General features: G+C 34.6%; 13 protein-coding genes. 8 read left to right on the top strand and 5 right to left on the bottom strand.

The annotated features are described in order from the left end of the window. Window positions 1-2,280 (bottom strand): DNA phosphorothioation-dependent restriction protein DptF, encoded by a 2,280-nt coding sequence (dptF, locus tag FHS45_RS01960; protein WP_062444832.1) that lies wholly within the window; start codon window positions 2,278-2,280, stop codon window positions 1-3. 170 nt (window positions 2,281-2,450) lie between these two features. Between dptF and dndB the strand changes: the two genes are divergently transcribed. Genes dndB through FHS45_RS01935 form a run of 5 tightly spaced genes read left to right on the top strand, consistent with a single transcriptional unit; the run spans window position 2,451 to window position 8,660 of the window. Further along, window positions 2,451-3,551 carry a DNA sulfur modification protein DndB gene (dndB, locus tag FHS45_RS01955; protein ID WP_062444830.1) on the top strand — a complete coding sequence of 367 codons (1,101 nt, stop codon included), beginning with the start codon at window positions 2,451-2,453 and terminating at the stop codon, window positions 3,549-3,551. Beyond that, complete coding sequence (dndC, locus tag FHS45_RS01950) at window positions 3,548-5,113, top strand: DNA phosphorothioation system sulfurtransferase DndC (protein WP_062444827.1); 1,566 nt, start codon at window positions 3,548-3,550, stop codon at window positions 5,111-5,113. The genes dndB and dndC overlap by 4 nt, the downstream gene beginning before the upstream one ends. A 29-nt stretch (window positions 5,114-5,142) precedes the next feature. Continuing rightward, entirely contained in the window at window positions 5,143-7,146 is a 2,004-nt protein-coding gene (gene dndD / locus FHS45_RS01945; protein ID WP_062444825.1) for a DNA sulfur modification protein DndD, read from the top strand. Then, the gene (locus tag FHS45_RS01940; protein ID WP_062444824.1) at window positions 7,146-7,538 is read left to right on the top strand and encodes a DndE family protein; all 393 of its coding nucleotides are present in this window, start codon (window positions 7,146-7,148) and stop codon (window positions 7,536-7,538) included. The genes dndD (FHS45_RS01945) and FHS45_RS01940 overlap by 1 nt, the downstream gene beginning before the upstream one ends. A gap of 3 nt (window positions 7,539-7,541) precedes the next feature. Then, the gene (locus FHS45_RS01935) at window positions 7,542-8,660 is read left to right on the top strand and encodes a cysteine desulfurase family protein (protein ID WP_062444822.1); all 1,119 of its coding nucleotides are present in this window, start codon (window positions 7,542-7,544) and stop codon (window positions 8,658-8,660) included. A gap of 31 nt (window positions 8,661-8,691) precedes the next feature. Here FHS45_RS01935 and FHS45_RS01930 read toward each other — a convergent pair whose 3' ends face one another. Genes FHS45_RS01930 through FHS45_RS01915 form a run of 4 tightly spaced genes read right to left on the bottom strand, consistent with a single transcriptional unit; the run spans window position 8,692 to window position 12,685 of the window. Then, complete coding sequence (locus tag FHS45_RS01930; RefSeq protein ID WP_062444820.1) at window positions 8,692-9,156, bottom strand: DNA phosphorothioation-associated protein 4; 465 nt, start codon at window positions 9,154-9,156, stop codon at window positions 8,692-8,694. A 5-nt stretch (window positions 9,157-9,161) separates the two neighbouring features. Beyond that, entirely contained in the window at window positions 9,162-11,141 is a 1,980-nt protein-coding gene (locus FHS45_RS01925) for an AAA family ATPase (protein ID WP_062444818.1), read from the bottom strand. Then, window positions 11,141-11,308, bottom strand: a complete 168-nt coding sequence (locus FHS45_RS01920; protein WP_157620182.1) for a hypothetical protein — start codon at window positions 11,306-11,308, stop codon at window positions 11,141-11,143. Before FHS45_RS01920 ends, FHS45_RS01925 begins: the two co-directional genes overlap by 1 nt. A gap of 15 nt (window positions 11,309-11,323) precedes the next feature. Then, on the bottom strand, window positions 11,324-12,685 hold the full coding sequence (locus tag FHS45_RS01915; RefSeq protein ID WP_062444816.1) for a DEAD/DEAH box helicase family protein: 1,362 nt from the start codon (window positions 12,683-12,685) through the stop codon (window positions 11,324-11,326). Between the two features lie 143 nt (window positions 12,686-12,828). Here FHS45_RS01915 and FHS45_RS01910 point away from each other — a divergent pair, with 143 nt between their 5' ends. The 3 genes from FHS45_RS01910 to FHS45_RS01900 are packed head-to-tail and all read left to right on the top strand — an operon-like array spanning window position 12,829 to window position 15,388. After that, window positions 12,829-13,023, top strand: coding sequence for a hypothetical protein (locus FHS45_RS01910; RefSeq protein WP_062444814.1), 195 nt, complete (start codon window positions 12,829-12,831; stop codon window positions 13,021-13,023). Next, window positions 13,020-15,029 carry a DNA sulfur modification protein DndD gene (dndD, locus tag FHS45_RS01905; protein ID WP_062444812.1) on the top strand — a complete coding sequence of 670 codons (2,010 nt, stop codon included), beginning with the start codon at window positions 13,020-13,022 and terminating at the stop codon, window positions 15,027-15,029. The genes FHS45_RS01910 and dndD (FHS45_RS01905) overlap by 4 nt, the downstream gene beginning before the upstream one ends. Continuing rightward, on the top strand, window positions 15,029-15,388 hold the full coding sequence (locus FHS45_RS01900) for a hypothetical protein (protein WP_062444809.1): 360 nt from the start codon (window positions 15,029-15,031) through the stop codon (window positions 15,386-15,388). The genes dndD (FHS45_RS01905) and FHS45_RS01900 overlap by 1 nt, the downstream gene beginning before the upstream one ends. The last annotated feature ends 24 nt before the right edge of the window (window positions 15,389-15,412 follow it).

The following is a 15,412-nucleotide window of genomic DNA, read 5'->3' as shown; positions in this document are numbered from 1 at the left end:
TTACTCTTCCACCTTCTCGAATGCAAATGATCCCATAAAATCTTTTTCTAAGCTAAATAATTCTTTTTCTCCATGAAAGTGTATTAATAAATCAGTGTTCTTAGACTTAGCTATTAATTGATTCATAAAAGTGATAAATGTTAGAGCATCCTCATTATCCTTGTTGTCTGGTCGATAACCCTCAGAAACTCTTGATAAGAGCTCAAAAAGGCTATAATCAATTTCAAAATCAATACTTTCATGCTCCTCACGACCCATAAAACCTAAGCTTATAGTAGTATTAAAAAATTCTAACTCCTCTTTTACTGATTTAGGCATTTTATTCGGTAATGGTTTAAAATTAATTCTCTGAGCAACTCGATAAGACTCGGTCATGTTATTTATATAAATATAACCTTTTTTTGGTGAACCCTTCCAAGCAAAAATTGATTTTCTCACACTCTCATATATTTCTTTTATTACATCCTTATTTCCAACATTATATCCATTAAGATAACGAATATATTTCTCCATAGCCGGCCTTTGGAGCTCTTCCTGTATTAAGGGATCACTTAAATAAGCAGCTCTTATGAATGATTTAGCAAGAGCTTGATAAGATTCCTTCTCTAAAATATTGTCTGGGTTTTCTAACAAATAGGCGAAAGGCTCAAATATTTTAATATAATTTTTATTCGTAATATAAGAATCTATTACTTGAGTAAAGTCTCTGGTGCTATATATACTATTAACAATTTCATCCAACACCCTCGAACGCTGATGAATAGGATCATATTTTTGCATTCCGTCTAATAATTCACTTTTACCTTCTCGGTGAAAGAGTAGGGACGGTAGTGATAATTCCAACCGTTCAAATTCTGTCATATTCTCGATTCGAATTTCTTTTATGTCCTTTTCTGAGGGAATTAGGATATCGGCAATGAAATTCAAAAAAGCCCTGGTTGATATAACTACTTTATTTTCCAAAATTAAATTGCAAATTAGTTTATTTATTATTTTTTGAGTATTAGAATCCGCCAACAATTCATAGTTAAGATGTACAGCCGTGTAAACGTTGTTTTTTGAATCCTTTATATAAGCTTGGTAAAAAGGGTTGAGATTGGACTCAGAGGTCACTTTTTTAAGAATTTCATCAAAGTATTTAGAGAATGCTTTTGTTTCCATTAATTGAAAAGGTTGATAATCCGAGAAGTTAATAATAGAAAAATTCTCTTCCACAAATACATCTGTAATTTCTTTAGTAAATAAATTGCTTTTTTCAATAAATTCAGCAAGTTTAGTAAAGGTTAAGCCTTTATGTTCGTATGTTATAAAATTATTTAGGACACCTAAATTAATTGCCAGAATAACTTTATTCTGGCACTCATTCAAATGTTGATCACTGAAACCTTTAAGTTTTTCCTTTAAAGTATCCATACTATTTTTTTCTGGAGCATTACTCTCTGTGGCATCGTTAATAATGGTATAATTACTTATTATCTCCGGCTTGTTTTCCGACAGGTATGATAATAAATGAGATTTACCATCACCTACACTTCCTGAAAGTAGAATAAGCTTTTTATTATCTTGTGCTGATTTCTTTAGCACATCTTCTAAATTAAGCTGAATGTTTCTCTGAACATGTAAATAGTTTTTAAACTCCGAAAAGTTACCTACGTTTTCAAGTGCCTCCTGTGATGAAGCTTTCAAACGGTTTAGCTCCCTTATTAAATAACTATTATTATCATTTAAATCTTCTATAATTTCGTAACTACCATTTTTATTACTCTCCACTATTGTACTTTCGTTACCTTGTGTGTATTTGCTGATATGTTGTCTAATAAGCTCTTGAATGTAACTCTCATCTATACTTGCAGTAGGTTTTGGTTCGACATATTCGGGAGTTTCAAAGTCAGGAGACCCATAAACTTCAGCATACCAACCTGCCAATTTATGCACTTTACGGTGTACTTTTAAAGCTGTAACCTGGGAATTTTCTCTTTTATCATGAACCGCTTTATTTCCATTAAATCGAAGAAAGTCTAAGTCTATCCGTATGCCTTTATCAAATAGTCCATCCCTATATAGACCATTTAACATATCATAGAGTGTTGGATAATTACGATCATCCTCTTCACTTTTCTCCACCTTATAAATTTCTTTCAACAGATTTTCAGCAAACTTCCTACCTTGAATTACTGAAGAAGTGGCATCAATGTATACTAATTCGTCAACCTTTTGAGCGATCATATATAGTGAATTATTGTACTCTTTTAAGAAAATACAAAACGTTTCTTGTGACATATATCTTTACCTCCGAACAAAATCTCAATATTATATACAATTTTAACATAAAATAACAACGTCAATAATCATCAAATAACGTTAAAAATCTCGATTAAATTTATTGAGTGTATACTTTCTAAGGTTTATAATAAAACCATAACATTACGTACGTAATCAGGGGGATTGACATGGATTTTGGCTTCAGTTATAACTTCCCTGCTATTAAAGGGGTCCAAGCTGGACAAGAATATTTTATTGCGATGTGTCCTTTAAGAGTGATACCTAAAATATTCTTATTTGATGAAGAAGAAGTACCACCAGATTATCGAGCTCAAAGAATAATCAACAAAAACAGAATACCAGAAATGACCAATTATATTGTAGATAACAAAGATGACTATGTGTTTTCATCACTGACCGCTTCTATTGATGGTGAAATTGAATTCACTTCAGTATCTGAGGAAGCCTCACTAAAAGATATGGGTATGCTGTCAATTTCATTGGATTCTCGGTTTTTAATAAACGACGGCCAACATAGACGTGCAGCGATAGAAGAAGCACTTAAACTTAACCCTGAACTAGGTAGTGAAACCATATCTGTAGTGTTCTTTATCGATTCCGGCCTGAAAAAATCCCAACAGATTTTTTCAGACCTAAATCGCCATGCAGTTAATACAACGTCCTCTATCGGCATCTTATATGATCATCGTGATAAACTAGCAATTGCTACACGCGCCATTATAGAGAAAAACACTTTTCTAAAAAGGTATACAGATCGAGAAAAAGTGTCCCTGTCAAAGAATTCTCCTAAAATCATCGCTTTAAATCATATTTTTAACACTAATTTAAAGTTACTGGGAGTGTCAAAAGGTGACACCATTTCCGATGCAGACGAAAAGTTTTTAAATGATTTTTGGGATCTATTAACAGAATCCATAAATGAGTGGAAGCAAGTAATGAATCGCGAGTTGACCCCAAAAGAATTAAGAATGAATTACATTGTAGGCCATGGAGTTTTTTTAGAAGCTGTGGGCATTGTTGGTAAAGAACTTAGAGAAACGCATGGAGATAGTTGGAAAACAGTAATTTCAAATTTAAAAAATGTTGACTGGTCCAGGACTAATACAGATTGCTGGGAAGGCCGGGCAATTAATCATAATGGCAGAGTACAAAAGACTTCCAGCACAATTAAGCTAACTGCTATTCAAATAAAGAAATTATTAAATCTTTCCCTAAGTAAACAAGAATTACAATTAGAAGACCAGTTTAAGAAAGGAACATCAAAATGACCGGAATTATTTCTCAAGCATTTAACGAGAAAACTACTTTAATAGATGAAGCTAAACAAGAAGTAAAGAACACCTATTTGGCAGATGACCGACCTTGGGTAATTGGATATAGTGGTGGAAAAGATTCTACGGTAGTAGTTCAGCTTGTCTTTGAAGCTTTACGCGAATTACCAAGTGACCAATTAACCAAAAAGGTGCATGTGATTTCTTCAGATACCCTGGTAGAAACACCTCTCATTATTCAATCAATTAACACGACATTACGACGGATTGAGGATAAAGCAATTGAACTGGATCTACCTATTGAAACACATAAAGTAAAACCAATGGTAGATCAATCATTCTGGGTTAATATTATCGGAAAAGGCTATCCCTCCCCCAATCAACAGTTTAGATGGTGTACCGATCGTTTAAAAATCGATCCTGCCAACCAGTTTATTAAGGATAAAGTTAATGCCTTTGGAGAAGTGATCATGGTTCTGGGAGTACGCGAAAGCGAAAGTGCTACCAGAGCGAATGTTATTAAATCACATTCTGTTGAAGGTAAAGTTTTAATGAGACACTCTACTCTTACTAATGCATATGTGTACGCTCCTATTAGACAATTTGATTTAGATGAAGTTTGGAACTATCTATTAAACTTTGAATCTCCTTGGGGAGACGATAACTACGAGCTCCATCGGTTATATAAAGAATCAGGCAGTGGGGAATGTCCTTTAGTAGTTGATAAAACTGTAAAAGAGTCCGCGGGATCTTGTGGTAATTCAAGATTTGGCTGCTGGGTATGTACAGTAGTTAATGAAGACAAGGCCTTAAGTGGTTTCATTGATAGTGGACACGACTGGATGAAGCCTTTACTTGACTTCCGAAATTGGTTAGCCTCGATCCGCGATGACCGCACAAGACGTATGAAATATCGTATGAATGGCCAAGTGTATTTTAGACCAATGCAGATAAAAGAAATTGATGGTAAAGACTATGTAATTGTCCCGAAAAAAGGAAGCCGTAAAAAAGATCTTATTCCTTTAGAAAGATTTGAAATTATTGAGAAGAGTGATCTAAAACAATATCTAAATAAAAATAATATTGACCTCTCTTCTTCTGATGATCCTATGGTATTAATTAAAGATGAAAAACAAAACCTATGCCGTCTTGGATTAGGAGCCTTTACACTGGAGGCGCGAAAGGAAATATTACAGAGGCTTTTAGAAGTACAAAGAGACCTTACTCACCCATTTGATGACGAGTATGACCTAATTAAAGAAGAAGAATTAAAAGAAATTAGAAAGCTATGGTTTAATGATGGTGATTTTGAAGATTCTCTTCCGAAAATTTACTGGGACGTCTTCGGTGAAGATTTAAATTGGGAGAAAGATGAACGCTTGATTTTTGACCAGGATGAATTACATCAACTTGAAATGATGTGCCAGGAAGAAGGGATCGACTTTAAACTTGTTAAGAAGCTTCTGCTAATTGAGAAAGATTATACAGGCTACAAGGTACGCCGAGGTTTAATGGATCAATTATCATCCGCTTTACAGCAAGATTATTTGCATCTCTAACATGTTGCGTCTGAAAGGAATAGGTAGTTATGATCTTAAGAAAAATTATATTAAATAATATAGGACCCTATGAGGGTAAAAACATTTTCGATTTGCATACGGATGAACGACTGAACACTATATTAATCGGGGGGAAAAATGGTTCTGGAAAAACCACATTTTTAAATAGTGTGAGATTAGCCTTATACGGCCCTTTAGCATACAAGAAAAAAACAGTTACCCCTGATTATTTAAAAAAGATTAGGTCTTTAATCAATGCTAACGCCATAAAACAGCAAAACGACTCTTTAAAAGAGTACGAGAATGAATTTTACATTCAAATAGATTTTTCGATAATAGAAAATTTCAAACGTATAAATGTATCTATAATAAGAAGCTGGACCGTAGAACCCAGCATCAAAGAAAAAGTAAGTGTGATTAAGGAAGGCGTAGAAGTAAGTGAAGTTGAAAAAGATCAATTCTTTTCTCACTTACGAACTACTTTCCCCCCTTCCTTATTGGAATTATGCTTTTTTGATGGGGAGGAAATTTCGCATCTTACTGATGAAGATAACTTATCTCAATATCTAAAAGTGCTATCATCTAAAATATTTAACTTAGATCTATTTCAAAACCTAGAGCAGGACATGTATGCATATCTGGATCAGAGTTCTAAATCAAATGAGCAAACAAGCTTAGAGCAAGACGAAAAAGAATACGAAGAAGCACTCAACCAGAATATTCGCAGTTTAGAGGAAGTTAGTAGTCAAATTGAGAATACGGAAAGTGAAATAGAAGCAAGTACACAAAGATATAACGAAGCGAAGAATGACTTTTCCCTTCATGGTGGTATTGCTTATGAAGAAAGAACAAAACTCCAGGAACAGATTAACGAAATTGAAGGAAACAGAAAGCACATAAATGAAAAAATTAAAGAGTTTATAGCAAACGAATTACCTTTCTTTATTGCTTTTCCTCTGCTATACAAATTAGTAGAACAATTAAAGAATGAAGAAGAATTTCATGTTTCTAACATATTGAAAAATAAAATAGATAAACTTCCAGTAAACAATATCATGAGTGAGCTGGGAGTGGATTCTTCTACTAGTACAGAAGAAAAGTTAAAAGAAAGCCTCGTTTCCCATTTAACACAAACTGAGGAAGTCAATATTATTCATAACGCTTCTAAGACAGAAGCACAGCAAGTTTATAATCTATTATCTGAAACCAATATCACCAGGTTGAACGTTATATTTTCTCTAATTCAGGAAAACCAGGAGTTACTATCTGAAGTACAATCTCATAAGAAAAAATTAAAAGATAACGAAGAGTCTCCTGAATTCGCTAATATGATCCAAAGCATGGAAGATTATACCCGTTCCATTAGCGAGCTCGAAGAACGCTTAAATGCTTTAAAGAACCAGGAAAATGAACTAAAAAATGAAATTGAAATATTTAATAAAAAGTATGAAAAAGTAAAGCAGCAACTATATAAGATTCGAAAGACAAAATCATCGTTTGAAGAATCCCAAAAAATAATTCACATTAGCCAAAAGTTTCAACAACATCAATTGAGAAATAAGATAAAAGACATTGAGTACTTTTCTTCTAAGATGTTTAAAGAATTAATTAGAAAGAAAGAGTTTATAAACCATATTCTCATTGATCCAAAAACCTTCCAACTTAGCATACTGGATCACACCAGTGAAAGAATTGATAAAGATATTCTATCGGCAGGTGAAAAAGAATTACTAGCACTTTCAATCATTTGGGGCACAATCATGTCATCGAAAAAAGAGCTTCCTCTTATCCTGGATACTTTATTAGGCAGGCTGGATAATGAACACAAGCACTCTATTGTAACGAAGCTGCTCCCTAAGTTTGGTGTTCAAAACATTGTATTGTCTACAGATTCAGAGATCGATGCTAAATTATATAAAGATCTGCAAAGTACCATAGCAAATGTCTATACGCTAAACTACGATTCATATAATAGAAAAACTGAAATAGAACAACACTTCTTTAATCTGGAAAACGAAAAGGTGACTAAGTAATGAACTTCCGATTAAAAACTACAGCTACCACAGGTGAACTCTTAAAAAACCTGCAAAATTCTACCGGGCTGACTCCTAACCTTTTAGCGAGAATCGCTATTTCTTTATCAGTGAGTGTAAAGGAGGAACCGGAGGAAGTTTCGTCTGATAGTCAAGGAATTGAATTTAATAGAAATACGTTAACCGGGGATCGAGATTACTTTTATAAAGCACTAATTAGGCAACACGCATTAAGAGATGTAAGTGAAGAAGAATACTTTCCTCACCTGTTTAATGCCCATCTAACACGGGGGGTTAAATTACTAAACGAAGAATACAAACATGCCGGGAATTATGACAAGCTCCTTAAAAACCTTCTAAAGCTGTCGGAAGAAAATCTAAAGGAGGCTTAGTAGATGCTATATCTGGATAATAGCGCCACAACCCCTATATTGCCTGAAGTTAAAGATAAAATGATTACCTATCTTTCTGAAGAATATGGTAACCCTTCCGGCAAGTATTATGACTTAGCAATTAATGCGGAGGCCGCAGTTAAGGAGGCACGAAAGCAACTCTCTAAGTTATTAAACGCTGATGAAAAAGAAGTAATATTCACAAGTGGAGCAACTGAAAGTAATAACATATTATTAAAAGGTGTCGCTCACTATTATTCTTCTCAAGGAAAACATATTATTACCTCTAAAGCTGAGCACAGTGCTGTATTAGAAGTATGTGAGTACCTAGAAGAAAATGGATTTGAAGTCACTTATTTAGATGTTGACCAGTTCGGGAGAATCAATAGTGAAGAGCTAAAAAATGCTATCCGTCAGGACACGATCTTAGTATCTATTATCTGGGGCAATAATGAGCTGGGCTCATTGAACGATATAGAAGCCATAGCTCACGTTTGCGAAGGTAAAGGTGTGTTTTTACATACTGATGCCACCCAGGTGGTTGGTAAAATCCCGCTTAGCTGGAAAGATATAAAAGGATTGAGTTTCTTATCATGCTCTGCTCATAAAATGCACGGGCCAAAAGGTGTTGGAGCATTGGTGATAAGGAAAGACCGATATGGAAAGTTGATTCCCCTTACCCCTCTTTTCCATGGAGGGGGTCAGGAAGAAGGTATTAGAAGTGGAACTTATTCGGTTCATAATATAGTAGGTATGGGGGAAGCAGCCAGGATAGCAAATAATAACTTAGAGAAGAATACGAAGCACTTAACACTACTGGAAGACAGGTTGATTGAAATATTAACCGAGAAATTTAGTGACAATATAACATTTAACTCGGATCGTACAAATAAAATACCTGGGGTTATTAATGTGCGCTTTATAGGTCTTAATAATGAAGTCTTATTAAAAAAGCTTTCCCCTATTATTGCTGCATCCACAGGTTCAGCTTGCAGCAGCGCAAAGCCCTCACATGTTTTGCAAGCAATAGGGTTAGATCTCAAAGAGGTACGTGAATCTATCCGCTTTTCTTTTTCTCCTTATACGAATATGGAGGATGTTAATATCTTTAAAGAACTATAAGAAAAAGCAAGGCCTGATGCCTTGCTTTTTCTTATAAGTTTAAATTCTCTTTCAATCTTTTCTTTTTTAATTGCTGCTCATCCTGTATTTCTTCAAATTCCTGGAGGTAATCGATAATTTTTTGTAAAGCATTCTTCTCATCTTCCATCACCAGGTTATATACTTTTTCGGCCCCTCCAGCTGCATACTCTTCCGCTATTGTTATCTTCTCGTCAAAATGTTCTTCCGTGGGACTACTAAGCAGCATAAAGTTTTGTGTTTCCAAGAATGCGATCATGTTAATAATTGGTTCATCTGTCCGCTCTTTAAAAACCTGCCAATGTAACTGCTCAAGTGTTTCGTTAAAAGGGTGTCGCTTGTCTTCTAAGTAACCAACTACAAGCGACAACATAAACAAATCCTTATAGGACTCAAAAATTCCAAATTCATTTTTATCCGTTAATTTTGTATAGATGTGTTCTTGCTCTTTTGGCCTTCTTATCCTCCTATTGAACATTCTTATTACCACCTTTTAATCTCGGTATATTCGAATTCTTCGTCGCTATTTTGTCTAGGATCGTGATATTGTAAAAGATATTGATTCCCAATATAAGGAGTAAGGGATTGTTCTACCTCACCTTTCCACTGGGAGGTCGACACAATGACAATAATTTGATCCGATAACTTATGAATGCCTTTGGCTACTCTTTCACGATGGTCAGAGTCCAGTGCACCAAATGGCGAATCCATTACGAGAGGATAAATTCCACCTTCGTTAATGACATTAGTGGACTTCTTATGATAATGCTTGCGAGCAATATCTACTATTGCACCAATAAAGGATAAACTTGTTATTTGTCTTTCGCCTTGAGACAAAGGAACCTTTTCGTCATAATAATTACTTACGTTAAGCTTGAAATCATCCGATAAGGAGATTTTGAAACCTTTTCTTAAGAAATTACCGTAGACCTCTTGAATTTTTTCCTGTAGATCTGTTTTCACTTCTTCTTCTTTAAGAGAATATATCTTCTGCATGACGCCTGTAATCTTTTCGCAAGTATCTAACCTTCTCTTAGCCAATTGAGCCTTATCCTCAATTTGCTGCTGTTTATCTATTTGCTTCGTAACCTCTTTTATCTCTTTCTCAACTTCTTTTATGCTATGCTCGATTACGCCTAACCTCTTTTGATAATCATTCAACTGATCCTGGTAATGTCTTCGGTTAGCCTCCAAGTCAGCTACATTTTCAAAATTTCGATTGCTTAACTCAACACTTATCTCTTCCAGCTTATTCTCCGTATCTCTTATGTCCTCTTTTAATTTATATTCTGCTCTCTCACTATTTTTTATATCTTCTACAAAACGCTCTCTTTTATCTAGTACAAGGTCCATTTGAGCATTTAAGTTGCTGACCATTGCAGCCTGGTTAAACGGTCCTACTTGATCTAACAAAGTAGTCAAATGCTCCTTATGTTTTTCACATAATTTTTCCCCACAAATACATGTCCCTTTTTCTAATATAGAATTAATTAACTGAGCAGTTAAATCAGGGTACACATGCGTTTGCTCCTGTTCATTCTCTGGAAACATCGTTTTAACTTTTTCTGCCAAAATATGACTCATGGAGAGATATCCATGCTTACTAACAGATTTCCGGAGATTTGTTTGGGTCTGCTTCAAACTTTCCTTTAAATCAGCTAAAGTTTCTTCTAACTGTTTTCGTTCCTGCTGTTTTTCGCTGATTCCTTTTACAGAAGTTAATTGTTGATCAATATCAGCAATTTGCCTGGTTCGTAATTTAATATTTTGGTTAATTTGTTGCTCTTCCTGCTCCAAGTCTTGCTGCCGATCCTTTAGGCGTTCCTGTTCAACAAGTAACCCTTTAGTCTTTTCATCAGCAAAACTGGCCCATTCTTTTTGAAAATCTCTCCTTGCATCTTCCGTATGCCTAATTCCACGCTCTATGATTTCAAGGTCCATTACGGTTTTAACCGCTTCCTTTATCTCATCATTATCATCATGCTTTGATAAATTATCTATTCTTTCCCCATCAAAGAAGAAATAATTTCTTAAGTTGCTTGGTAATATCCGATTGATTTCTATGGAAGGGTTGCTCAACTGTTTTAACTTTCCGCCTTCGTAATACTGAAGCAATACTTGTTCTCCGTCATGTCTTAACCTATTCCCAAACTTTGTTCCTGTACTACTTCTTTTTAAAATATAGTCAACTTCTTTCGAGGAAAACTCCATCTCTACATACATTTCAACTTTCCTACCGTCTGGAGCTGATTCAGCCGCATGACTATTGGTTAACTTATTGGAATCTGGAAGATCTGTTTCACCATACAGGCACCAATTAAATGCATTAAGTAAAGCTGTTTTTCCAGAACCATTCTCACCATGAATCACAGTTACGTTCTTTTCTCCTCGGGTATTAAACTCCATTGATTGTGTCCCATAATATTGCCGAAAGTTATGTAGGGTGATTTTTTTAATAATCATTACTTCACCCCCTCTTTAATAAAGTTATATATATCTTTTTTTATAGAAGTCCCTTGTAAAGACTTACGATGCAACAGCTCTTTTTCCGCCTTTACTATCTTCATGAAAATCTCTTGCTCATGCTCATCTAATTCATCTAAAATCCGATATAAATCATTTTCATTCATACAAACACCTTCTCCCTAAATATCTAACAAATTAAATTCTTTCTTTAGTTCCCAGATAACATCTTCTGCTTCTGGTCCATTTATTGCTAAATCAGAGAATTCTTTAAAACGCAGGAACTCTTTTTTTAGTTGATTTCTTACCATATTATAAAAGTCGTCCATACCTTCCGAGATATCTTGTATATCTGGCGGTATGACAATAAAGTCAAAAATAGTAGCACTATCCTTACCCGCGTGTTTTCTTAATACTCTCCCTCTTCTTTGAATAAATTCTTTGGGATTTCCGGAACTGGCGATTAAATAAGCGTACTTTGTTGCTGGGACATCAATCCCTTCATCTAAACATTTTATGGCAACCAGTGCTTCAACCTCGCCCGACTCAAACGCAGATAATAATTCATCTCTTTCATGATTTGATTCATCAGAAGTAAATCGTTTGGCATTAACATTAAACTTTGTCTTCAGTGTTTTCAGGACAGCATCCACTTGCCGCTCCTCTTTATGTTTCCCATCACCACAGTAGAATAATGAGTGGTTGTGGACACCTTTTTCATTTAATAAATGACTTAGCTCAATTATTTTGTTTTCAGCAGAGTAAATAATTCTAGCCCTTTTTAGAGCAAGTCTCTCCATAGATTCTTTCGCGTCCGAGTCTTCTTTTGATCTATAATATAATTTTTTTATTTTATTGGTGAGCTCTATATACTCCTCTGTCTCTCCTTCATTAAGATGAACCAATCGGGGGTAGTAATAATATTTAGTCAGAAATCCTTGCTCTATGGCATCTCTTAATGAAAATGAATAGACCACCTTATTTCCAAAATACCTAATAAGGTTATCTGTACCTTCTTCATCCATCCACCTTGTTGGAGTTGCTGTAAGTGCCAACCTGTATAAAAATTTATGAGGCAAATGCTTATTTAGTTGTTTAGCTCCAAAATAATGCGCTTCATCTATAATGAGTAATGTATTTTCGTCCATCTTTGATATTCTGTTTTGAAAAGGAGCCATAGAAAATGTGGCATTTGTTGTTACGGTTACTACTATGTCAGTTAAACCTTTATTATATGCTCTAATAGCATCGTCTAATTGAGGCGTCCATACTTTAGAATTTTGATATGCCTTTATAGGTTTCAGACCAAAGTTTCGGCATTCTTTCATCCATTGGGAAGAAAGTTGGCTAAACGGAGTGACGATAACAATATTCAGGCGGCTTTTTCGCTTGAAAAGTTCATTAGCTAAAGCAAGTGCTGTAATTGTTTTACCTGTACCCGTAGCCATTTCCAAAAGTCCTTGGCCCTCATTGGTAAACCAGTTTTGAATGGCGTCCTCCTGATAGTCCCTTAATTCTATAAACCCTGGCAGTTCGAAAGTCATTTCTTCACCACTCCTACCTATATATATCCATTTTATCAAATTAGCCCAGATAATTGTTAATTACTTCTGTCTTGATACCTTGTTTTATTCCCTAAATAATTAGTAAAATAGAAGTAGTGTAAACACATAAAGGGGACGATCTTGTGCACTATACAGAAAAATTATTAATACATGAACTAGTTAAAAAATATAACATTAGCTCTGAAATGGTATATAAACTATTAAAAGAGTCAAAAAAGACTTCTTATGAAAATGTGAAAGAATCAGAAAGAATTGCAGAAATAGAAAATCTCATATCTTTTTATATAAATATAGACCAAGAGGATGAAACAAAATGAGGTTCAAAAAGTTAATTTTCGAAAACTATAAAACCTATTATGGAAAACAAGAAGTAGACCTTACAATAACGGAGGAAGATAAAAAAGAAGGACGAAATATAATCTTACTCGGTGGTTTAAATGGCGCAGGCAAAACTACCATCTTAAAAGCAATTCGATATGCTTTATTTGGTAAGCGGGGAATTACCAAGACAGAGCAAGAGCGATTATTGGCTAACACCATCAATAATACATACTTTGAGGAAGGTGGCCGCAACTGCTCTGTCACCCTCATACTGAGTATGGACAATGGAGAAGAGTGGCGTCTAAAGGTAAATTGGAGATTCGATTACCACAAAAATAACACAGGCGAAGATCGAGAAATCTACGTGAAGAGACCAGGTGTGCCAAAAGAAAGAAAGCTTAATGTTACGGATATTGCATCATATAATCACTTTATTGACCGAATTATCCCTTATAACGCAGCCCCTTTTTTCATTTTTGATGGGGAAGAAATTAAAGATCTGATCATGAAGCAAGATAGTAATGAAATGAAAAAAGCAATCCATAAAATCACCGGATTAGATAGTTATAAAATCTTAGTTAACAACCTGAGTTCGTTAGAATCCAAATTATATAAACGGCTTTCTTCCGCTACTAATAAAGAAACTCTTGATAAACATAAAGAAGAGTTGGACACATTAGAAACAGAGGTTGCCAAGTATGAAAAGTACATTTCAAAGTCCAGAAAAGAAATTCAAAAAATTGATGATGAAATAAAAAAGACAACAGAGGAAAGAAACCAAAAGATCTCTAACAACTCTAAATCAAGAGAAACTCTTGTAAGAAAACAGTCTCAAATTTCAACTAAGTTAGAGCTTAAGAAGACAGAACTAAACGATTATTACCGCGATAACATTCTTAATATTATTCTTGGTGAAGAATTAAAACATCTTAAACAAGAAATAAACGATGAGAAGAAAGCTAAGAACAAAAAAATCATGCGCGAAAACGCTCTAGAGCCTTATAATAGATTTATAAACAACTTACTAGGCAAGAAAATTGACCCACCATTAACAGAAGTGCAGCTAAACCAAATCAAGGAGATTGGAGAAAAGGTATGGTTGGATGAAGAAGAAGGTACTTCGACTAATGAATCCTTGGAATTACACGATTTGTCTTCTAAAGAAGAAACCATCCTTAAGAATATTCCAAGCGGAGATAAAAATTATCTGTTCCGTCTTAAAGGGGAAGTTTCCAATTTACAACAACAATATGAAGAAATAGAAACAGAGATCTCATCTGCTCCAGAATCTGTGGATATTGAAGAGGAAACTAAAAAAATAGCTACCCTTCAAGAAAAACGTGGTGTACTCAATTCAAATGTACGAAAAGCATTCAAAAAACTCACACCGTTAAAAGAAAAAGTTACAAATACCAGAAATAAATTAACCAGGCTTTCTTCAACAGATGTGTCTTCAGAAGAATTAACGAAAAAATTAGACTATACGGCACGTACAAAATCATTTGCAGAGGAATTTTTAACACGAGCAACAAAATTAAAAGCTCAAATGATCAGAGATGAGTTCGAGTCTATGTTAAAAAAACTGTTTAGAAAAACGAATGAATTTGGCGAAGTCACTTTCGACATAAACAATTATTCAATCAGGCTATACAATGAACGCGGCCAGGAGATTAGCATTTCAGATCGTTCTGCAGGAGAAATGCAAATGATCTCCTCCGCCTTAATCTGGGCACTAATAAAAGCATCTGATTTAGACTTACCAATGGTAATTGACACGCCATTAGGAAGGTTAGATAGTATCCATCGAAATCGATTAATCGAAAACTATTATAAAGAACTATCAGATCAAGTAATTATTCTTTCCACGGATACAGAGATCACCAGAGAGTATGTAGACATGATGAAAAACCACTCCGCCAAACAATATCTCTTAGACTATAACGAGACTCACAAATACACTTTAATCCGAGATGGTTATTTCGATATCGTGGAGGTAAATTAATGGCAAATAAAAAGCTAAGTTTATCAAAAGAAGGTAAAGATTTATTAGAACAAGCAGTAGTATCCTTGGATCTGGAAAGGGCTCTGGTTATAAAAATGGCCCTTGCCAAGGGGTTATCCTATAAGGATGATTTTGAATTCGATACCAGCTCTTCTCCTAAATGGACGATTCCGGATATAATAAAAAACAATGAATATTTGATGTTTAAGCATCTAATTATTAGTAAGAGTAAACAACCGCTTGAAGATGAATATGTGCAGTCACAAATGCAGTATTATATAGAAAAAGGAATTCGTGTAATAGGTCAGGAGCTCGATAATAAAAATAGCCTTGAAGATAGTAGGTTTGTAATTATTTGAGGTAAAAGCTGCTTAAAAGTAGCT

The sequence above is a fragment of the Thalassobacillus devorans genome, assembly GCF_011761345.1.
In the GTDB taxonomy this organism is placed as follows: Bacteria; Bacillota; Bacilli; order Bacillales; family Halobacillaceae; genus Thalassobacillus; species Thalassobacillus devorans.
This window is presented reverse-complemented; position numbering and strand designations above follow the sequence as displayed.